Origin of the sequence: Streptomyces sp. NPDC093018 (assembly GCF_040684035.1) — a bacterium.
Classification (GTDB): Bacteria; Actinomycetota; Actinomycetes; order Streptomycetales; family Streptomycetaceae; genus Streptomyces; species Streptomyces murinus.
This window is the reverse complement of record NZ_JBFBFF010000015.1, coordinates 105,118-125,827: the sequence shown is the minus strand read 5'-3', so window position 1 is coordinate 125,827 and position 20,710 is coordinate 105,118. Positions and strand designations below refer to the sequence as shown.

General features: G+C 69.2%; 18 protein-coding genes. 11 read left to right on the top strand and 7 right to left on the bottom strand.

Features of this window, described 5'->3' with window-relative positions:
- Positions 1 to 141: 141 nt before the first annotated feature.
- The 4 genes from AB0N90_RS28520 (at position 142) to AB0N90_RS28505 (ending at position 3,154) form a co-directional block, all read left to right on the top strand.
- The gene (locus tag AB0N90_RS28520; protein ID WP_037653747.1) at positions 142 to 1,122 is read left to right on the top strand and encodes a ribose-phosphate diphosphokinase; all 981 of its coding nucleotides are present in this window, start codon (positions 142 to 144) and stop codon (positions 1,120 to 1,122) included.
- Between the two features lie 198 nt (positions 1,123 to 1,320).
- On the top strand, positions 1,321 to 1,914 hold the full coding sequence (locus AB0N90_RS28515; protein WP_361673926.1) for a 50S ribosomal protein L25/general stress protein Ctc: 594 nt from the start codon (positions 1,321 to 1,323) through the stop codon (positions 1,912 to 1,914).
- A 75-nt stretch (positions 1,915 to 1,989) separates the two neighbouring features.
- Positions 1,990 to 2,592: an aminoacyl-tRNA hydrolase gene (gene pth / locus AB0N90_RS28510; RefSeq protein WP_365201430.1), complete on the top strand. Its 603-nt coding sequence runs from the start codon at positions 1,990 to 1,992 to the stop codon at positions 2,590 to 2,592.
- Between the two features lie 52 nt (positions 2,593 to 2,644).
- Positions 2,645 to 3,154, top strand: coding sequence for a hypothetical protein (locus AB0N90_RS28505; RefSeq protein WP_365201428.1), 510 nt, complete (start codon positions 2,645 to 2,647; stop codon positions 3,152 to 3,154).
- A gap of 66 nt (positions 3,155 to 3,220) precedes the next feature.
- Here AB0N90_RS28505 and ppc read toward each other — a convergent pair whose 3' ends face one another.
- The gene (ppc, locus tag AB0N90_RS28500; protein ID WP_365201426.1) at positions 3,221 to 5,953 is read right to left on the bottom strand and encodes a phosphoenolpyruvate carboxylase; all 2,733 of its coding nucleotides are present in this window, start codon (positions 5,951 to 5,953) and stop codon (positions 3,221 to 3,223) included.
- 305 nt (positions 5,954 to 6,258) lie between these two features.
- Between ppc and AB0N90_RS28495 the strand changes: the two genes are divergently transcribed.
- The 3 genes from AB0N90_RS28495 (at position 6,259) to AB0N90_RS28485 (ending at position 8,238) form a co-directional block, all read left to right on the top strand.
- The gene (locus AB0N90_RS28495) at positions 6,259 to 7,266 is read left to right on the top strand and encodes a fatty acid desaturase (protein WP_361673934.1); all 1,008 of its coding nucleotides are present in this window, start codon (positions 6,259 to 6,261) and stop codon (positions 7,264 to 7,266) included.
- Positions 7,263 to 7,946 (top strand): TetR/AcrR family transcriptional regulator, encoded by a 684-nt coding sequence (locus AB0N90_RS28490; RefSeq protein WP_111585970.1) that lies wholly within the window; start codon positions 7,263 to 7,265, stop codon positions 7,944 to 7,946. Before AB0N90_RS28495 ends, AB0N90_RS28490 begins: the two co-directional genes overlap by 4 nt.
- A 97-nt stretch (positions 7,947 to 8,043) precedes the next feature.
- Positions 8,044 to 8,238: a type II toxin-antitoxin system prevent-host-death family antitoxin gene (locus AB0N90_RS28485; RefSeq protein ID WP_365201423.1), complete on the top strand. Its 195-nt coding sequence runs from the start codon at positions 8,044 to 8,046 to the stop codon at positions 8,236 to 8,238.
- A 50-nt stretch (positions 8,239 to 8,288) separates the two neighbouring features.
- Here the strand turns inward: AB0N90_RS28485 and AB0N90_RS28480 are convergent, their stop codons facing one another.
- Positions 8,289 to 8,669: a glyoxalase gene (locus AB0N90_RS28480; RefSeq protein ID WP_361673938.1), complete on the bottom strand. Its 381-nt coding sequence runs from the start codon at positions 8,667 to 8,669 to the stop codon at positions 8,289 to 8,291.
- A 2-nt stretch (positions 8,670 to 8,671) separates the two neighbouring features.
- Positions 8,672 to 9,484, bottom strand: a complete 813-nt coding sequence (locus AB0N90_RS28475) for a trans-aconitate 2-methyltransferase (protein ID WP_365201420.1) — start codon at positions 9,482 to 9,484, stop codon at positions 8,672 to 8,674.
- Between the two features lie 103 nt (positions 9,485 to 9,587).
- Between AB0N90_RS28475 and tamR the strand changes: the two genes are divergently transcribed.
- Positions 9,588 to 10,085, top strand: coding sequence for a MarR family transcriptional regulator TamR (tamR, locus tag AB0N90_RS28470; protein ID WP_361673942.1), 498 nt, complete (start codon positions 9,588 to 9,590; stop codon positions 10,083 to 10,085).
- Here the strand turns inward: tamR and AB0N90_RS28465 are convergent.
- Positions 10,044 to 10,811: a response regulator transcription factor gene (locus AB0N90_RS28465; protein WP_085565122.1), complete on the bottom strand. Its 768-nt coding sequence runs from the start codon at positions 10,809 to 10,811 to the stop codon at positions 10,044 to 10,046. The genes tamR and AB0N90_RS28465 overlap by 42 nt on opposite strands.
- 119 nt (positions 10,812 to 10,930) lie before the next feature.
- On the opposite strand from AB0N90_RS28465, the gene AB0N90_RS28460 reads away from it, so the two are divergent.
- The 3 genes from AB0N90_RS28460 (at position 10,931) to AB0N90_RS28450 (ending at position 17,343) form a co-directional block, all read left to right on the top strand.
- Positions 10,931 to 11,377, top strand: coding sequence for an N-acetyltransferase (locus AB0N90_RS28460; protein ID WP_365201418.1), 447 nt, complete (start codon positions 10,931 to 10,933; stop codon positions 11,375 to 11,377).
- A 146-nt stretch (positions 11,378 to 11,523) separates the two neighbouring features.
- On the top strand, positions 11,524 to 16,281 hold the full coding sequence (locus tag AB0N90_RS28455) for a DUF6531 domain-containing protein (RefSeq protein ID WP_365201417.1): 4,758 nt from the start codon (positions 11,524 to 11,526) through the stop codon (positions 16,279 to 16,281).
- Between the two features lie 237 nt (positions 16,282 to 16,518).
- Positions 16,519 to 17,343 (top strand): hypothetical protein, encoded by an 825-nt coding sequence (locus AB0N90_RS28450; RefSeq protein ID WP_361673948.1) that lies wholly within the window; start codon positions 16,519 to 16,521, stop codon positions 17,341 to 17,343.
- Positions 17,344 to 17,385: 42 nt separating this feature from the next.
- Here the strand turns inward: AB0N90_RS28450 and galK are convergent, their stop codons facing one another.
- From galK to galT, 3 genes are read right to left on the bottom strand one after another with little or no spacing between them, the layout of a single operon-like run.
- Positions 17,386 to 18,540, bottom strand: a complete 1,155-nt coding sequence (gene galK, locus AB0N90_RS28445; RefSeq protein ID WP_365201413.1) for a galactokinase — start codon at positions 18,538 to 18,540, stop codon at positions 17,386 to 17,388.
- Positions 18,540 to 19,502 carry a UDP-glucose 4-epimerase GalE gene (gene galE / locus AB0N90_RS28440; RefSeq protein ID WP_365201412.1) on the bottom strand — a complete coding sequence of 321 codons (963 nt, stop codon included), beginning with the start codon at positions 19,500 to 19,502 and terminating at the stop codon, positions 18,540 to 18,542. Before galE ends, galK begins: the two co-directional genes overlap by 1 nt.
- Positions 19,499 to 20,560, bottom strand: a complete 1,062-nt coding sequence (gene galT, locus AB0N90_RS28435) for a galactose-1-phosphate uridylyltransferase (protein WP_085565125.1) — start codon at positions 20,558 to 20,560, stop codon at positions 19,499 to 19,501. Before galT ends, galE begins: the two co-directional genes overlap by 4 nt.
- Between the last annotated feature and the right edge of the window lie 150 nt (positions 20,561 to 20,710).

Here is a 20,710-nt window from a genome sequence, read left to right as displayed (position 1 = left end):
GTCAAAGTCGGCGTACCGTGATAAGTGCACATCCGCACGTGTGCACCCGCACCCCTACCAGCTGATTCGGCCTCTCACGCTCGGACGGGAGGCCGGTCGAGACGTCGGCTGGGTTGAGACAACCTCTGAGGAGACAGTGCTGTGACCGGGATCAAGACGACCGGCGAGAAGAAGATGATGTTCTTCTCCGGCCGCGCCCACCCCGAGCTTGCCGAGGAGGTCGCCCAGCAGCTGGGTGTCGGGGTCGTCCCGACGAAGGCCTTCGATTTCGCCAACGGTGAGATCTACGTCCGCTATCAGGAGTCGGCCCGTGGTGCGGACTGCTTCCTGATCCAGAGCCACACGGCTCCGATCAACAAGTGGATCATGGAGCAGTTGATCATGATCGACGCGTTGAAGCGCGCGTCGGCCCGCTCCATCACGGTGATCGTGCCGTTCTACGGTTACGCCCGTCAGGACAAGAAGCACCGTGGTCGTGAACCGATCTCGGCGCGTCTGATCGCGGATCTGATGAAGACGGCGGGTGCCGACCGGATTCTGACCGTGGATCTGCACACGGATCAGATCCAGGGCTTCTTCGACGGTCCGGTGGACCACCTCTTCGCGCTGCCGCTGCTCGCGGACTACGTGGGCGAGCAGGTGGACCGGAACAAGCTGACCGTGGTGTCGCCGGACGCGGGCCGGGTGCGGGTGGCGGACCGTTGGTGCGACCGGCTGGGCGCGCCGCTGGCGATCGTGCACAAGCGGCGTGACAAGGACGTGGCGAACCAGGTGACCGTCCACGAGGTCGTGGGTGAGGTCAAGGGCCGGGTCTGTGTGCTGGTGGACGACATGATCGACACCGGTGGCACGATCTGCGCGGCCGCGGACGCGTTGTTCGCGCACGGTGCGGAGGATGTCATCGTGACGGCGACGCACGGTGTGCTGTCGGGTCCGGCGGCGGATCGGCTGAAGAACTCCCGGGTGAGCGAGTTCGTGTTCACGAACACGCTGCCGACGCCGGCGGAGCTGGGCCGTGAGCAGGACAAGATCACGGTGCTGTCGATCGCTCCGACGATCGCGCGTGCGGTGCGTGAGGTGTTCGAGGATGGTTCGGTGACCAGCCTCTTCGACGAGCAGTGAGGTTTCTTCAGGCCGGCCGTCTCGGCTAGCTGAAGATCCTTTTGGTACGGCCTCCGGGTCCGGGTAAGCTTCTGGAGTTGCTCGGCGAGGGAGGCCGTACGCGTGCGTACGGCGGTCCGTTATCGACGCGCTCTTCGTAGCAGGCCGTTCGTGGCCGGGTGACCACGTCCGTTCCTAGTACTACGAGGAGTGATCCCTATGTCCGAGGTGAAGATCGCCGCCGAGTCCCGCACCGAGTTCGGCAAGGGTGCGGCCCGCCGCATCCGCCGCGAGAACAAGGTTCCGGGTGTCCTGTACGGCCACGGTTCCGACCCGGTGCACCTGACCCTGCCGGGCCACGAGCTGCTGCTGGCGCTGCGTACGCCGAACGTCCTGATCTCCCTGGACATCGACGGCAAGTCCAACGAGCTGGCGATCCCGAAGTCGGTCGTGCGCGACCCGCTGAAGGGCTTCCTGGAGCACGTCGACCTGCTGCTGGTCAAGCGCGGCGAGAAGGTCAACGTCGAGATCCCGGTGCACACCGAGGGCGAGCTGGCCCCGGGCGGCAACCTGCTGGAGCACGTCCTGGCCGCGCTGCCGGTCGAGGCCGAGGCCACGCACATCCCGGAGTCGGTCACCGTCTCCGTGGAGGGCCTGGAGGCCGGTGCCTCCATCCACGCCAAGGACATCAAGCTCCCCAGCGGTGTCTCGCTGGCCGTCGAGGAGGACGCCGTCGTTCTCCAGGTTCTCCAGGCCCAGGCCGAGGAGACCGAGGGCGAAGAGGCCGCGGCCGACGAGGCTGCCGAGGCCTGATCCTCGCCCTCTCATCATCTGTTCAGCCGCCGCTCTCCCTCGCGGGGAGCGGCGGCTGGCGCGTATCAAGGAGACATGGACGTGACCACCCCCGCCAATGACCCCTGGTTGGTTGTCGGGCTCGGGAATCCCGGGCCGGAGTACGCGATGAACCGGCACAACGTCGGTTTCATGGTGGTGGACCTGCTCGCGCAGCGGATCGGGGGAAAGTTCAAGCGGGCGGGGAAGGCGCAGGCGCAGGTCCTGGAGGGCCGGATCGGTCCCGCGGGTCCCGCCGGTCGCCGGGTGATCCTGGCGAAGCCGATGTCGTACATGAATCTGTCCGGTGGTCCGGTGAACGCGCTGAAGGACTTCTACAAGGTGCCGGTGGCGAACATCGTGGCCGTGCACGACGAGCTGGACATCGACTACGGCACGCTGCGGCTGAAGCTGGGCGGCGGTGACAACGGGCACAACGGTCTGAAGTCGATGACGAAGGCGATGGGCGCGGAGTACCACCGGGTCCGGTTCGGGATCGGTCGTCCGCCGGGTCGTATGCAGGTGGCGGACTTCGTGCTGAAGGACTTCTCGTCCGGTGAGCGCAAGGAGCTGGACTACTTCGTGGACCGTGCGGCGGACGCGGTGGAGGCTCTGGTGACCGAGGGCCTGGAGCGGGCGCAGGGGACGTACAACTCCTGACTTGTACGGCTTTGCCGCCGGGCCGAGTTGACCGGTCGCAGGGGTATGGCCAATGATCCCGGCCATGTCCCCCACCGCCAGCCGTTCCGCCCGTCAGGCGTCCGTGTCCGCGTTGTGGTTCGGGCGGGTCGCGACGATGGGCGCGATCGCCGCGTTGATCGTGTTCGCGGGGGTGTGGGGTTCCTGGGGGAACGCCCAGCATGTGCTGCTGACCAAGGGCCGCGAGCAGGGCACGGTGAAGGTGACCGCGTGTGCGGACGGTACGTGCAGCGGTGCGTTCACGCCGACGTCGGCGGGGGCGCGGGCCCGTGCGCGGGTGGAGATCGCGGAGGCGGTCGCGGTGCGCAAGGGGCGGACGTACGACGTGGTGCTGAAGCCGGGCGGTTCGGACGCGCTGCGTTCGGGTCCGGCGGGGATCCTGTACGCCTGGGTGCCGCTGGGCGGCGCGTTGTTGCTGGCCTCGGTGGTGGTCGCGGGCGGGATGCGGCTGCGGCGGGTGGCGTGGGGGCTGGGGCTCGCGGGCGTGGGTCTGCTGACGGCGGCGTTCATCGCGGTGCAGTGAGGCTTTGACATGGGGGTGCCCCCGGGGTCGTACGACCTCGGGGGCACCTCTGTTTGCGGCTGTCGGTCAGCCGGTGTTGCGCAGGCCCGCCGCCACGCCGTTGACGGTGAGGAGCAGGGCGCGGGAGAGCAGCGGGTCGGGTTCGCCGCCGGTGGCGGCCTCGTCGCGCTGGCGCTTGAGCAGGGCGACCTGGAGGTAGGAGATGGGGTCCAGGTAGGCGTCGCGGATGGTGAAGGTCTGCTTGAGGACGGGCTGGGCGTCGAGGAGTTCGTCGCCGCCGGTGATGCGCAGGACCTCGCGGACGGTGAGTTCGTGTTCGGCCTTGATGGTGTCGAACACGTGCTTGAGTTCGTCGGGGACGAGGGTGTCGACGTAGTGCTGGGCGATCCGCAGGTCGGTCTTGGCGAGGGTCATCTCGACGTTGGAGACGAAGTTGCGGAAGAAGTGCCACTGTTCGTGCATCTCGTCGAGGACGCCGTCTAGGCCCGCCTCGCGCAGGGCCTTGAGGCCGGAGCCGACGCCGAACCAGCCGGGGACGATCTGCCGGGACTGGGTCCAGCCGAACACCCAGGGGATGGCGCGCAGTCCGTCGAGGGAGACGCCGGAGCCGGGGCGGCGGGAGGGCCGTGAGCCCAGGTGCAGGTCGGCGAGCTGGTCGACCGGTGTGGAGGCGAGGAAGTACGTCGGCAGGTCGGGGTCCTCGACCAGCTCGCGGTAGGCGGCGTGGGCGGCGTCGGAGACGACGTCCATGGCCGCGTCCCAGCGGGCGAGTGCCTCGTCGGACTGGCGGGGCGCGGTGTGCAGGGCGGAGGCCTGGAGGGTGGCGGCGACCGTCAGCTCCAGGTTCTCCCGGGCCAGGGACGGGATCAGGTACTTGTCGGAGATGACCTCGCCCTGTTCGGTGACCTTGATCTCGCCTTCGAGGGTGCCCCAGGGCTGGGCGAGGATGGCGTCGTGGGAGGGGCCGCCGCCGCGGCCGACGGTGCCGCCGCGGCCGTGGAAGAGGCGCAGGCGCACGCCGTAGCGGTGGGCGACGTCGCGCAGCCGGCGCTGGGCGCGGTGGATCTCCCACTGGCTGGTGGTGATGCCGCCGAACTTGGAGGAGTCGGAGTAGCCGAGCATGACCTCCTGGACGTCGCCGCGCAGCGCGACCAGGCGCCGGTAGGACGGGTCGGAGAGCATGTCCTCCAGGATGGTGTCGGCGGCGCGCAGTTCGTCGGTGGTCTCCAGGAGGGGGACGATGCCGATCTTGGCCCAGCCGGCGTGCAGGTCGATGAGTCCGGCCTCGCGGGCGAGGACGGCGGCGGCGAAGACGTCGTCGGCGCCCTGGCACATGGAGATGATGTAGGACTCGATGACCTCGGGTCCGAAGACGTCGAGGGCCTTCTTTACGGTGCCGAAGACGCCGAGGGTCTTGGCGCCGGCGGCGTCGACGGGGGCCGGGCTGGGGGCGAGCGGCCGGCGGGAGCGTAGTTCCTTGGCGAGGAGCTTGGTGCGGTACTCGCGGGGCATGTCGGCGTAGCGCCAGGATTCCTCGCCGAGCCGGTCGAAGAGCTGGCCGAGGGCGTGGTGGTGGGCGTCGGCGTGTTCGCGGACGTCCATGGTGGCGAGCTGGAGGCCGAAGGCGGCGAGGGTGCGGATGGTGCGGGCGAGCCGGCCGTCGGCGAACAGGGCGCCGCGGTGGCGGCGCAGGGATTCCTGGATGAGGCGCAGATCGGCGAGGAGTTCGGCGGTGCCGAGGTAGTCGCGGCCGTCCTCGTGGGCGGTGCTCCTGGCGAGGCGCTGCTTGGTGTTCTCCAGCTTCTGCCGGATGCAGGTGGCCTTGAGGCGGTAGGGCTCCTCGGCGTTGAGGCGCTTGTAGCGGGGGCTGATCTCGGGCAGCCGGTCGAGGTCGGCGCGCAGGGAGTCGAGGAGTTCCTCGGTGGCTCCGGTGTAGCGGATGGAGTTGGAGAGGAGTCCGCGCAGTTCGTCGATCATCTCCAGGGCGTCGTTGATGCCGTGTTCGTGCTGGAGGATGAGGACGTCCCAGGTGACCTGGGGGGTGACGTTGGGGTTGCCGTCGCGGTCGCCGCCGATCCAGGTGCCGAAGGTGAGGGGGCGGGTGTCGTCGGGCAGGTGGACGCCGACGCGCTCCAGTTCGGCGGTGAGGTCCTCCAGGACGTCGCCGACGGCGTCGGCGTGCAGTTCGTCCAGGTAGTAGATGGCGTTGCGGGCCTCGTCGGCGGGTTCGGGGCGGACGACGCGCAGTTCGTCGGTCTGCCACACCAGGTCGATGTTCTCGGCGAGGCGGATGTCGTGGCGGCGGCGGTCGGAGTCCAGGACGGGGGTGTCCAGGAGGGCCGCGATGCGCCGGAGCTTGTTGAGGACGGACCGGCGGGCGGCCTCGGTGGGGTGCGCCGTGAAGACGGGCCGGACATTGAGGTGGTGGACGGTGGACCGCAGGTGTTCGGGGTCGGCATCCTTGAGGCGGTCGGCCGTACGGGCGATGAGGCCGCCCTCGGCGGCGCGCCTGGCGCGCAGTTCGCGGCCTCGGTGCACCTGTTCGGTGATGTTGGCGAGGTGGAAATAGGTGGAGAAGGCGCGTACGAGCTTGGCGGCGGTCTCCAGTTCGGTGCCGCGCAGCAGCTCGGCGGCGGCTTCGCCGTCCTCGCGGGTGAGGCGGCGGACCTTCTCGACCAGTTCGAGGAGTTCGGGGCCTTCCTGCCGTACGAGGGTCTCGCCGAGGAGATCACCCAGGCGGCGGATGTCGGCGCGCAGCTCGGTGCTCGTCGTGGTGGTCTGGTCGTCGGCACTGCTCACAGGTGCGGCTCCTTGCAGTGTTGAAGCGTCTCGGGGAGGTACCCGGCCGTCTGCCGCGCGGCCTGTGCCGCATACGGGCCGGAGCGTCCGGGAAGGAAACTTCAGCGGACCGCGCTGTCCGACCGATTCCAAGGATAGGTGTCGATGGGGACGCGCAGGCTCTCAGGGCTCTTGCCGCCGCTCGACTCACTGCCATACTTACGTTGCCGTAGGTTACGGAACCGTAGGGACGTACGGACTCCCCGCGTCCGGTTTCGCCGGCCCGGCACACCCACCCCCGACCCTCGACCCCACAGGGGACGCGCATGACCTCACATTCCGATGTGATCGAAGAAGCCCGTAAGGCCACCGACACCTCCCCTCCGCTGGCCACGCTGGGCGGTGAGAAGAAGCGGTCGATCGAGCAGATCACGCTGCTGCTGTTCATCACCGTGCCGTTCCTGGCGCTGGTGGCCGCGGTGCCGCTGGCCTGGGGCTGGGGGGTGAGCTGGCTCGATGTGGGCCTGCTGGTGTTCTTCTACTACCTGGGCTGCCACGGCATCACCATCGGTTTCCACCGCTACTTCACCCACGGTTCGTTCAAGGCGAAGCGGCCGCTGCGGATCGCGCTGGCGATCATGGGGTCGCTGGCGGTGGAGGGGCCGCTGGTGCGCTGGGTGGCCGATCACCGCAAGCACCACAAGTTCTCCGACGCTCAGGGCGATCCGCACTCTCCGTGGAAGTACGGCGAGACGGTTCCGGCGCTGCTCAAGGGGCTGTGGTGGGCGCATATCGGCTGGATGTTCGATGAGGAGCAGACCTCGCAGGAGAAGTACGCGCCGGATCTGATCAAGGACCCGGCGCTGCGGGCGGTCTCCCGGCAGTTCGTGCTGTGGACGGCGCTGTCCCTGCTGCTGCCCGCGCTGATCGGTGGTCTGGTGACGATGTCCTGGTGGGGCGCGTTCACCGCGTTCTTCTGGGGTTCACTCGTGCGGGTGGCGCTGCTGCATCATGTGACGTGGTCGATCAACTCGATCTGTCACGCGGTGGGCAAGCGGCCGTTCAAGTCGCGGGACCGTTCGGGCAATGTGTGGTGGCTGGCGGTGCTGTCCTGCGGCGAGTCCTGGCACAACCTGCACCACGCCGACCCGACGTCGGCGCGGCACGGGGTGATGCGCGGGCAGCTCGACTCCTCGGCCCGGTTCATCCGGATCTTCGAGCGGCTGGGCTGGGCGTACGACGTGCGCTGGCCGTCACGCTCGCGTATCGATTCGCGCCGTAACGACGCGGATGGCGGCTCCCGGCGCCGGAAGGAGGCCGCCGAGGCGGCATGATTGACGCCGTGGCGACCGATTCCAGCAGCAATCCAGGAACTGACAAAGACAAGCAGCGGCGGACCCGCCGGACCCGTATGACCGGTGCCGAGCGCCGCCAGCAGTTGCTGGAGATCGGTCGCACGCTCTTCGCGGCGAAGGGGTTCGAGGGCACCTCGGTGGAGGAGATCGCGGCGAAGGCCGGGGTCTCCAAACCGGTGGTGTACGAGCACTTCGGCGGCAAGGAGGGGCTGTACGCGGTGGTGGTCGACCGTGAGATGCGGCGCCTGCTCGACATGGTGACCGGGTCGCTGACGGCCGGCCATCCGCGTGAGCTGTGCGAGCAGGCGGCGTTCGCGCTGCTCGACTACATCGAGGAGTACACGGACGGTTTCCGTATCCTCGTGCGCGATTCGCCGATCCCGCAGTCGACGGGGTCCTTCGCGTCGCTGATCTCCGACATCGCCACGCAGGTGGAGGACATCCTGGGCCGCGAGTTCAAGTCCCGCGGCTTCGACCCCAAACTCGCCCCCCTCTACGCCCAGGCCCTGGTCGGCATGGTCGCCCTGACCGGCCAGTGGTGGCTGGACGTCCGCCGCCCGAAGAAGGCGGAGGTGGCGGCCCATCTGGTGAACCTGGCCTGGCACGGCCTGGACGGCCTGGAGCAGCGACCGCGGCTGATAGGCCACCGGAAGAGCTGAGGTTCACCGGAAGGGGGGAGACTGCTGGGCTCGGCAGGCACTGTACGGAATCCTGCCGACATGACTCGGATCGCAGCTCGAAGACCTCGTCCGTCGCGTGGCACAGGGCCATGAGGCCATCACCCTCACTGAAGACGGACGCGTGGCGGCGCTTCTTGGCTCGCCGCACGTGATCGAGGATCTCGAAGATGCCCTCGCGGTGGCCGAGTACGGGCGGCGCAAGGCTGAGGGGAAGCTCGGCGAGGGTGTTCCGCACGAGGAGGTCCGGCGCATTCTGGGGTTGCACCGGTGACCTACCGCAGTACCGAGGAGCCGGGCACCACGGACCGGGCCGCGCGGTGATTACCCACCTCGGCCGGACCGCCTGACCGGTTCCAGGAACTCCAGCCGGTTGCCGACCGGGTCCTCGGAGTAGAAGCGGAGATGGCCGGGGAGGTTGTCGTCCCAGGTCACGGACGCGCCGCGGGTGGTGAGCCGGGTGGCGTAGGACTCGATGCCGCGGACCCGGAGGCCCGGGTGGGCCTTCTTCTGAGGGTGGAAGGCGGGGTCGATGCCGAGGTGGAGGCGGACCGGGCCGGCCTCGAACCAGCAGCCGCCGCGGGCCGCGAGCACCGGCGGCTTGGCGACCTCGGTCATGCCGAGGACATCGACGTAGTACGAGCGCAGCGCGTCCTCCGATCCGGGCGGCGCCGCGAGCTGTATGTGATCGAGGGCCACCAGCATGGTCAGGCCCCCTGCACGGCGACGGCGAACAGGCGGCGGAAGGGCAGCACGGTGCCGTAGGGCGCCCGCGGATAGGCCGCGCGGAGCAGATCGCGGTATTCGGCGAGGAACGCGTCCCGGGCCTCGGGGTCGTCGGCGAGCACGGTCAGGACGGGCCGCAGCCCGGTGCCCTTCACCCAGTCCAGGACCGGGTCCTCGCCCTCCAGGACGTGCAGATACGTCGTCCGCCAGACGTCGGTGGCGCAGCCGAGGCGGGCGAGGCGGTCCAGATAGGTGCCGGGGGTGTGCACGGAGTCGGTGCGGCGCAGCACCCCGGCGAGCCGGTCCCGCCAGCGCGGGGCGGCGGCCAGCTCGCGCATGAGGACGTGCTGCGGGGCGTCGGTGTTGTCCGGCACCTGGAAGGCGAAGGTCCCGCCGGGCGCGAGGGCCCCGATCCAGTCGGCGAACCGGTCGAGGTGCCCCGGCACCCACTGGAGGGCGGCGTTGGAGACGATCAGGTCGTACGTCTCCCCGGGCGCCCAGGTGCGGGCGTCGGCGTGGGCGAAGTCCAGCCGGCCGCCGCCGGGGGTGGGGCCCTCGTGCCCGGTGTGGGCCGCGTCCAGCATCTCGGGCGAGTTGTCGTACCCGGTGATGTGCGCGGCGGGCCAGCGCCCGGCGAGGCCGGCGGTGACATTGCCGGGGCCGCAGCCGAGGTCGGCGATGCGGGGCCGGGCGCCGGGCAGGTCGGGGACGCGGGTGAGGAGGTCGGCGAAGGGGCGGGCGCGGTGGCCTGCGTGCCGGAGGTACTGGCCGGGGTCCCAGGTCGGTGTCGTCATGGTGTCCACCTTCCCGCCCCACATATCTCGACGTCAAGATACTTTAGAAAAAGATACTCGATTCCAAGAGACTTCACATCGACACAACCACTACACTGATCTCATGGAGGACGAGGTCGATCGGCTGGTCGCAGCATGGCGCCGGGAGCGCCCGGACCTCGACGTGGAGCCGCTGGAAGTACTCAGCCGGGTGAGCCGGCTCGCCCGGCACCTGGACCGCGCCCGTCGGCTCGCGTTCGCGGAACATCAGCTGGAGCCCTGGGAGTTCGACGTGCTGACCGCGCTGCGGCGCGCGGGCACGCCGTACCAGCTCTCCCCCGGGCAGCTGCTGACCCAGACTCTGGTCACCTCCGGCACCATGACCAACCGGATCGACCGCCTGGCGAAGAAGGGCCTGGTCGAGCGGCTCCCCGACCCGAGCGACCGGCGCGGTGTGCTGGTGCGGCTGACCGACACCGGCCGGGACCGCGCCGACCAGTCCCTCGCGGGGCTGCTGGCGCAGGAGCGGGCCATCCTCGGTGAGCTGTCCCGGGCGCAGCGGGCGGAACTGGCGGATCTGCTACGCCAGTTGACCGCCCCGTTCGACAACATTCCCGGTTAGGTCCACCGGGCCCACCCCGGCCCGGCGGGCGAGGGCGACGGCGGCCAGGGTGGAGTGGACGCCGAGTTTGCCGAGGACGTTCTGCATATGGGTGCGGACGGTGTGCGGGGAGAGGTACAGCCGCTCGGCGACGGCCTTGCGGCCCAGGCCCGCGACCATGCAGCGCAGCACCTCCCGCTCCCTCGGCGTGAGGGACTCCACCAGGCGTTCGCTCTCGCTGCGGTGTCTGCGCGCGGCGGTCAGCTCCTTGAGCACGCCGGTCAGCAGGGCGGGCGGCAGATGCGTCTCGTCACGCAGCACGCCCCGGATCACCGCGAGCAGCCGCGACAGCGAGCAGTCCTTGGCGACCCAGCCGCAGGCACCGGCGCCGAGCGCGAGGGCGGCGCGGCGCGGGTCGTCCTTCCCGGCGAGGACCACGGTGCGTACGGCGGGCTGGGCGGCGCGCACCCCCGCGACCAGCGAGAGCCCGTCGACCAGCCCCTCTTCCTCCGCGTCCCGCACGGGTACCGGCGAGCGGCCACCGGTCGGCCTGCCGCCCAGATCGGCGTCCACGAGCAGGACGTCGTAGCGGCGGCCCTCGGCGACGGCCCGCTCCAGACAGCGCAGTGCGGCCGGGCCGCTGCCGGCGGCGGCGACCTCGACATCGGGCTCGGCGGCCAGGGCGGCGGCGAGCGACTCGGCGAAGATGCGGTGGTCGTCCACGACCAGGACTCGGATACGAACCACAGAACCCCCTGAACGGCACCGGCCCCCAACCGGTCGCTGGTATCTCAGCGTACGGATACCGGCACGCAGCGGAAGGAGATTTACAGAACTGGCCGTCCGGCGCGTTTATGGTGTGCCGCATGTTTCGTATCGAGGCGGAAGTCGACAAGGCACGACAGGAACTGCTCCGCAACCGGCTGCTGGACACCAACACGGCGGCCTCCCCGGTCCTCGCGGCCCTGCGCGGCACCCCCGCCGAACGCGAAGTCCCCCTGCACGTCTGGGCCCTCGATCCCGCCGGCGCTCTCGCGGGCGGTCTGGTGGGCCACACCTGGACCGCCTGGCTGCACGTCACCTACCTCTGGGTGGACGCCGCCCACCGCGGCACGGGCCTCGGCTCCCACCTCCTGGCCCGCGCCGAACACCTCGCCGGCACCGACCGCGCCTGCACCGCCGCCCGCCTGGAGACCTGGGACTTCCAGGCCCCGGCCTTCTACCGCAGACAGGGCTACGAGGTGGTGTGCGAGATCCCCGACTATCCGCCGGGGATCACGGAGTACACATTGGTGAAGCGGCTGGGCTCCTGAACCTGCGCCCGTACGGCAACGGCTCGGCGTCCCGACCTCGCCACAAGGGCGGGCTCAAAGTTGACTGTGCGTCAACCACCCTCGCTACCATCCACTCGCAAGTGTGAAGCGTTGCCTGGCTGGTACGGGAAGGTGGTTAACGGGGGATGGGCTACGTCCTGCCCGGATGGCTCGACGAAATCCTGGATTTCATAGGCATCAACTTCCCGAACGTCGACGAGGACAACTACCGCGAGATGGCAAGTGCCATGCGGGATTTCGCCGACAAGTTCGAGGGCCACGGGGCCGACGCGCACAAGGCGGTGGAGCGCATCCTGGCCTCTTCACGAGGCTGGGCCGTCCACTCGATGCAGTCCCACTGGTCCCAGGTCAAAGCGGGGCACATCGACAAGATCCCGGAACTGGCGCGGTTGTTCGCCGACGCGTGCGACATAGTCGCGGACATCGTCTTCGGGATGAAGACCAAGGCCGAGGCGGAACTCGCCTTCATGGCGGGATCGGTGGGCATCTCCGTCGGCCTCTCGTTCGTCACCGGCGGGCTGTCCGCCGTGCTCGGCGCGGCGGAGACCCAGGCCATGCGGCAGGCGGTCAAGCGCATTCTCGACGAGGCTGCCGACCGGATCGTTGACGAACTGCTCGCCCGCGTCACCGCACCGGTCAATGCCAAGCTGGAGGCGATGGTCGAGGACGCGGTCCTCAACCTGGCGAACGACGCCTTCTCCCTGCCTCCCGACCCAGGTGGCACTGGCACGGGCGGTCATGGCGGGCGCGGCCACGGACACGGCGGCATGCAACTGGCCTCGGCGGGCGGCACCGGTGCCGGTGGCGGCTTCGTCCTCGCCTCTGCGGGCGGCGGTGCCGGCGATGCGGACCTGTTCATCGACCATGAGGAGTTCGAAAGCGGCGCCGGCAGGGTCTCCGCTCATGGCAGCGAACTCCACCGAAACAGCGCCACCCCGCTCGATCGCGCCAGGGGGGCCTTCGGCCGCACCAAAGGCAAGACCCCCTTCACCAAGGCCTTCGACTCCGTCCTGGAAGGCGCGCTGCACGGCTCCGAAAAAGCCCTCAAAAAGATCACCACTCATGTCACCGAGACTCTTCCGGACCGGGTGAGAGCTGCCTCCCGACTGCACAAGGGAATCGACCTGGACGTCCGGGACCGGGTCAACGGCATCCACGTACGCAACGGTCACTCAGGTGACGGTTCAGGCCATAGAGGGCCTCTCGCATCCGCGCGTAAATCGGATCACGACCTGAAGATCGACGAGGCCAAACTGTCGCGGCAGGCCCGCGCTCTTGAGGCCAAGGCGACGTGTGGCGATCCGATCGACATGGCCAATGGCCAGATGGTGCTCTCCCAGACCGATGTGTCGCTGCCCGGCGTTCTTCCGTTGCTGCTGCGCCGCACTCACCTGTCCGGGTACACCGGCGGCCATTCGTTCGGCCCCTCCTGGGCCTGCACGCTCGATGAACGTCTGGAGAAAGACGACACGTTGGGCGGCTACTGGTGGTACCGGGAAGACGGCTCGGCCCTGGCGTACCCCCGCCTGCCCGATCTGCCCGGCGACCGGGTCGGCCCCGCCGAAGGCGACCAGCTGCCACTCACTTATGTCACGCGCGGCAGCAGCTACGTGCTGACCGTGCAGGACCCGCACAGTGGCCTCACACGCCACTTCGAGCCCGCCACGGCGCGGGTCGGCGTGTGGTGGTTGGTCTCCGTCGAGGACCGCAACGGAAACACCGTAACGGTGGAGCGCGACCACCGCGATGTCCCGCTCACCGTGACGCACAGCGGAGGCTACCGAGTCGGTGTCGACCACGACGCCGAACAGAACCGCGTCACCGGACTGACCGTCATAGGAGACCACCCGGTCCGGCTCCGTTCGTTCCGCTACGCCCGGGCCGGCGACCTCATCACGATACGTAACGCCGTCGGAGCCGCGACCGACTTCACCTACGACGACGCACACCGCATCACCGGGTGGCAGGACTCCAACGGCACGGCGTTCTCGTACGCGTACGACTCCATTGGCCGCGTAGTGGAGACACGCGGTACGGACGGAATCCTCAACTCCCGGATCGATTACGGCGATCCGGACGAGGACGGTTCGAGCACCGTCACCTACACCGACTCGCTGGGACACGCCACGGTCTACCGCGCCAACCGGTACGGCCAGATCGTTGCGATCACCGATGCGCTGGGGCACACCGCCTCCCAACGATGGGACCACCACGACCATCTGCTGTCCCACACCGATCCACTGGGACGCACGACCCACTGGGATTGGGATGAATCCGGCAACCTGGCATCCGTCACCGCGCCCGATGGCACCATCACCCGCATTACCTACAACGACCTGCGGCTCCCCGTCACCTTGACAGCTCCCGACGGCTCCAAAACCCGGCAGGAGTACGACGGGCGGGGCAATCGCACTGCGGTCATCGGCCCTGACAGCGCCGTCCACCGTTTCACCCACCATCCCACCGGCGCCCTGAAGAGCGTCACCGATCCGCTCGGTGCGACGTTGAGCCTGGAAGCCGACCCTGCCGGTCTCCCCGTCGCCGTGGAGGACGCCCGAGGGGCCCGCACCACGTGCCGCCGCAATGCGCTCGGCCGGCCCCTGGAACTTACCGACGCGCTCGGCCGGACATCCCGCTACGTCTGGGACGCCGAAGGGCGACTTCTCATACGCACCGGACCCGACGGAAGCAGCGAGCGGTGGGAATGGGACGGCGAGGGCAACTGTCTCCAGCACACCGACCCGCTCGGCGGCGTCACCAGCTGTGCCTACGGTCCGTTCGACCTGCTCTCCTCGCGTACGACCCCCGACGGCCGCACGCACACCTTTGTCCATGACACCGAGCAACGGCTCGTCCAGGTCGTCAATCCGGCCGGTCTTACCTGGACGTACACATACGATCCCGTCGGCCGTGTGCTGGGCGAGACCGACTTCGACGGACGCACAAGCCGCTGTGCCTACGACTCCGCAGGACAGCTCATCACCCGTACCAACGCGGCCGGGCAGAGCGTCGGCTACGAGTTCGACGAGGGTGGCCGCCTCAGCGCAAAGATCGCAGAGGGGGCTCGGACCACCTTCTCCTACGATGCCGTGTCCCGTCTGTTGTCAGCTGAAAGCGCTGAATGCAGCATGCAGTTCGCGTATGACGCGGCGGGCCGCCTGCTGGCCCAGACCGTCGACGGCAGGTTGCTCGCCTTCGGTTACGACCCGGCCGGCCGCCGAACCGCACGGACCACCCCCACTGGCGCGCGGACCGCATGCGCCTGGGACGAGGTCGGCAACCATACGGCTCTTACCGTCGACGAGCAGCACACCCTCACCTTCACCCATGACCTCCTTGGGCGTGAGACCGAACGTGCCATAGGCGATCATCTCTTCCTCGACTCGCAGTGGGATGTCTCAGGACGGCTCGCCCGGCAGAGCCTCACGGCACAAACCGGCCATCGGATCCGCGCGCGCAGCTTCGCCTACCGGGCCGACGACCATCTCACCGCGGTCCACGAAGAGGTCACCGGTCGCGGCACCACCTACTCCCTCGACCCGGTCGGCCGTCCCGTAGGGGCTTCGGGCCCCAACGGACCGGAGGCATACACATACGACGCGTCCGGCAACCAGCTCACTGCCGACTGGTCGGACCGCGCAGCGGACATCACCGCCCGCGGCAAGCGCGGCTACACCGGCACACGTCTCCTCCGCGCCGGACACACCTATTACCGCTATGACGATGCCGGACGCCTCGTCGAACGTACGAAGAAGCGCCTGTCCCGCAAGACCGACGTCTGGCGTTACACCTGGGACGCAGAGAACCGTCTCACCTCCTGCACCACGCCCGACGGCGCCACCTGGCACTACCGTTACGATCCGCTGGGCCGCCGCACCGCCAAATACCGCCTGCACGATACGGGCCGAGTCATCGAGGAAACGCGCTTCACCTGGGACGGCCCCCGCCTTGCCGAGCAGACGGACACCACTACCGGCGTCACCCTCACCTGGGAGCATGACGGTTTCCGGCCACTGGTCCAGTACGAGCGCAAGCCACTGCACGACGAGGAAGTCGACTCCCGCTTCTTCGCCATCGTCTCGGACCTGGTCGGTACCCCTACCGAGCTCGTCGATGCGAACGGCACCCTCGCCTGGCACGCCCGCGCAACCGTCTGGGGCGCCACCGCTATCAGCCCGGACGCCACAGCCCACACCCCGCTGCGCCGTCCCGGCCAGTACGCCGATCCCGAAACCGGCCTCTATTACAACTATTTCCGACACTACGACCCGGAAACCGCCCGTTACGTCAGCCCCGACCCTCTGGGACTTCTACCGGCTCCCAACCCGGTGGCCTATGTCGACAACCCCCTGGACCTCTACGACCCCATCGGCCTCGCTCCCTGCACCAAGGATCACTACGCATGGGACGGCAGTATCCGGTACAAGCCACTGGATCATCTCGGTCGGCCGACCGGCGTATCCGCGTGTATCCGGCCCGAGATGCTGGGGTCCGGCTCACCGGCGGGCCAAAGCAAGCCGCCTGGCTGGCGCGGAAACGGGAATGCGTTCAATGAGGCCCGCGGTCATCTCCTCGCCGACCGCCTCGGGGGCGCGGGCGTACGGCACGACGCGAAGCACAACCTGGTGACTCAAACGCAGGACCCCGTCAACACCCCGTACCAACGGGACATGGTCGAAGGTGAGATCTTCAAGGCTGTGAAAAACAAGGATCAAGTCGTCCAGTACGACGTCACGGCCATCTACGAAGGGACCAACCCCATACCCGTTCGCCTCGAATACTCCGCATACGGCAACAAGGGATTCCAGCTGACAGGCTGGCTCGACAACCCTGCCGCCGGAGTACGCACCGCCATACCCGGCTGGAAGCCGCCGGACATTTAGAACCCGGCCGTCCCCCGGTTTCCCAGCCTCGTCCGATTCACCCGCCCGACCCTCCGGGAGCCCCGGCCCATGCCCCGCACCACCCCACCCCGTCCCGTCGATGTCGAAACAGTCTTCCCCGAGTTGGCCGGGGTGCGCCGGACCGCCACTCGGCTGCATCCGCGACGTGGCACGCCTGCCGTTCACGACAGTTCGGTCGGCGGCCCTCTGCTGTGGCCCATCGGCGATCCCTGGCCGATGTGTACCGTCCCGCACAAGCGCTCCAGCGGTTACCGCTACGGCGACGTGGTGCGTACGAGGGAGATCCTGGAACGTGCCTGGGGCCGTACCCCGAACCCCGGACCGACCGACGAAGAGATCGAGATCATCGACGGTTTCAAACGCGGTCGGCACGCTCCGCAGCTCTCCGACACGGACCCCATCCCGATGCTCGCGGTCGCCCAGCTGTACCGGCGCGACGTTCCCGGCCTGCCCGACACCGGCGAAGGCGACCTGCTCCAGGTGTTCTGGTGCGGCTTCGAACGACACGGCGAGACCCGTCACGAGCCCTGCGTACACCTGCGCTGGCGGCACTCCCAGGACATCGGCACACTTCTCACGGAACAGCCGGTGCCCGAGGTCGTCGGCCGTGAGGAACTCGTGCCCTCTCCCTGTGTGCTGCACCCCGAGGTGGTCGTGGAACACCCTTACTTCATGAGCCTCGACCCCGCCCTGCAGGAGCGCATCGCCGCATGGGAAGGGCCGGAGTCCGCGGGCGACCGGTACGTCTCGGAACTGTCGACGGCCCCGGGCTGGAAAGTGGGCGGGTACGTGGCCTGGCCCCTCACGGGACCACGGCCACTGGTCTGCTCCGCCTGCGGCGCGGAACTATCCCCGCTGCTCACCGCGGACGAACGGGAATGGGATCCCAGCACGACCAGCTGGATTCCCTATGAGGACCGGCAGAACGCAGGCGGCCGGTGGCCCAACGTACCGACCGGCGTCTCGCCCGGCCGCGGCCGGCTGACCATCGCCGTATGCCCGCGGGACCCCCACCACCCCATCGATCTCGTCGTCCAGTGACGGTGCCGCGCCGCTCCGCCTCCCGGTCGACGCGGACGGCCCTCAGGCCAGCCGCCGCGCCCCCGCCGACGGCACCGCCTCGAACACCCGGGGAGTCTTGAACTGCGCTGCGCCGAAGGCCGTTTCCAGGGACTCGGTCAGGGAGGGGACGTCGGCCGTGTCGGTGAGGACGATGGCCGAGCCGCCGAAGCCGCCGCCGGTCATGCGGGCGCCCAGGGCGCCGTGGGCAAGGGCCGTTTCCACGACCAGGTCCAGTTCCGGGCAGGAGATGCGGAAGTCGTCGCGCAGTGAGGCGTGGCCCTCGCTGAGGATCGGGCCGATGGCCCGGGGGGTCCCGGCGCGCAGCAGGGCGACCGTGCGTTCGACGCGCTCGTCCTCCGTGACGACATGGCGGACCAGACGGCGGATCTCCTCCTCCTCGCCCAGCCGGGCCAGCGCCGCGTCCAGGTCGGCGTAGGCGATGTCGCGCAGGGCGGTGACGCCGAGCAGGGCCGCGCCCTGCTCGCAGCCGGCCCGGCGCTTGCCGTACTCGCCGCCGCTGTGCGCGTGCTTGACCTGGGTGTCGACCACGAGGAGGCACAGGCCCTCGGCCGCGAGGTCGAAGGGGATCTGCCGCTGGGACAGGTCGCGGGTGTCGAGGAAGAGCGCGTGGCCCGGCTCGCAGCACGCGGCCGCGGTCTGGTCCATGATCCCGGTCGGCGCGCCGACGTAGACGTTCTCGGCGCGCTGGCACAGCCGGGCGAGCTGCCACCGGGCGAGGTCGAGGCCGTACAGGTCGCGCAGCGCGAGGGCGATCACGACCTCAAGGGCGGCGGAGGAGGACAGTCCTGCGCCGGTGGGCACGGTCGAGGAGAGGTGGATGTCCGCGCCGGTGACCGGGTGGCCCGCCTCGCGCAGGGCCCAGACGACGCCCGCCGGGTACGCCGTCCACGCGGGGTCGCCGCCCGGCGCGAGCGCGTCGAGGCGCAGTTCCACGACGCCTCCTGCCATGTCCGCCGAATGCAGGCGCAGCAGGCCGTCGTCCCGGCGGGAGACCGCCGCGAGAGCCTGGTGGGGCAGGGCGAACGGCATGACGAAGCCGTCGTTGTAGTCGGTGTGCTCGCCGATCAGGTTGACCCGTCCCGGCGCCGCCCACACTCCCTGCGGCCGCGCTCCGTACAACTCGGCGAAGCGCTCGGCGACCTGCTGTGCCCCCACTAGTCCTCCTTGGACAGCTGCTGCGCGAACTCCCAGGCGTCCGCGACGATGCCCGCGAGATCCGCGCGGGTCGGGTTCCAGCCCAGCTTCTCGCGGGCGGTGTCCGCGGCGGCGACCAGGACGGCCGGGTCGCCGCCCCGGCGCGGTGCGACGACCTCGGGGATCGGGTGCCCGGTGACCTCGCGGACGGTCTCGATCACCTCGCGGACGGAGAAGCCGTTGCCGTTGCCGAGGTTGCAGATCAGGTGCTCGCCGGGGCGTGCGGCCGTCAGGGCCAGCAGGTGCGCGTCGGCGAGGTCGGCCACATGGATGTAGTCGCGGACACAGGTGCCGTCGGGCGTCGGGTAGTCGTCGCCGTAGACGGAGATGGCGTCGCGGCGGCCCTGGGCGACCTGGAGGACGAGCGGGATGAGGTGCGACTCGGGGTCATGGCGCTCGCCGTACGCGCCGTACGCGCCCGCCACGTTGAAGTAGCGCAGCGAGACCGCGGCGAGGCCGTGGGCGTTCGCCTCGCTGGTGATCATGTGGTCGACGGCGAGCTTGGACGCCCCGTAGGGGTTGGTCGGGCGGGTCGGGGCGCTCTCGGTGATCGGGACCTGCTCGGGCTCGCCGTAGGTGGCGGCCGTGGAGGAGAAGACGAGGGTGCGCACACCCGCCTCGCGCATCGCGCCGAGCAGTGCGAGGGTGCCTGCGACGTTGTTGTCCCAGTACTTCTCGGGCTTCACCACGGACTCGCCGACCTGGGAGAACGCGGCGAAGTGCAGCACGCCGTGGTACGAGGCGTCGAGCCACTTGGCGGCATCGCGGATGTCGCCCTCGATGAAGGCGGCGCCGGCCGGGACGCCCGCGCGGAAGCCGGTGGAGAGGTTGTCGAGGACGGTGACCTCGTGTCCGGCCTCCAGCAGATGCTGGGCCACCACGCTGCCGACGTATCCCGCGCCACCCGTCACCAGGTACTTCATGAAGTCGCTACCTCTCGCAGTCGCTCGGCCGCCCGTTCCGGCGGCACGTCGTTGATGAACACGCTCATGCCGGACTCGGAACCCGCGAGAAACTTCAGCTTGCCGGAAGTACGGCGGATGGTGAAAAGCTCCAGATGGAGCGCGAAGTCCTCCCGTGTCACCCCGTCGAAGCCGGTGAGCGCCCCGAACGGCGCCTGGTGCCAGGCGGAGATGTACGGCGTCGGCGGCTCGCCGGTCCCGAAGATCCGGTCGAAGCGCCTCAAGAGTTCCAGATACACCTGGGGGAACTCTGTGCGCGCCGCCTCGTCCAGAGCGAGCAGATCGGGGACGCGGCGCCTGGGGTACAGGTGGACCTCGTACGGCCAGTGCGCCGCGTACGGCACGAAGGCCACCCAGTGTTCACCCGCCAGGACGACCCGCTCGGCGGCGAGTTCACGCTCCAGGACGGCGTCGAAGAGGTTCTCCCCCGCGTGGGCCGCCTTGTGGTCGGCGAGCGAGCGGAGCATCAGCGCGGTGCGCGGGGTGGTGAAGGGGTAGGCGTAGATCTGTCCGTGCGGGTGACCGAGGGTCACACCGATCTCGGCGCCGCGGTTCTCGAAGCAGAACACCTGCTCGACACAGGGCAGCTGCGACAGCTCCGCCGTGCGGTCGGTCCACGCGTCCAGCACCAGGCGCCCCTGCTCGGGGGTCAGATCGGCGAAGGAGGCGTCGTGGTCGGAGGTGAAGCAGACGACCTCGCAGCGGCCGGAGTCACCGGCGAGCGAGGGGAAGCGGTTCTCGAAGACGACGACGTCGTACGAGGAGTCCGGGATCTCGCTGAGCCGCTCGCCCTCGGTCGGGCACAGCGGGCACTGGTCGGCCGGCGGGTGGTAGGTGCGGCCCTGCCGGTGGGAGGCGACGGCGACCCGGTCCCCGAGCAGCGGATCGCGGCGGATCTCGGAGGTGGTGGCCGTACGGTCCAGCGGGCGGCGGTCGACGGCGTCGCGCACGGTGTCGTCCCGCAGGTCGTAGTAGATCAGCTCGCGACCGTCGGCCAGCAGGGTCGGGGTCTTCTTCACGCCGGACTCCTCTCAACAGAATCAAACATAACAGACCACAACCCGACACAGAATCAGATCATCACAATCGAACAAAGATCACCATTAGAAGTGTTCATTTTCTAAAAGCACAGGCGTAGGTTCCGCTCTGATCAGTTCGCGCAACGAAGC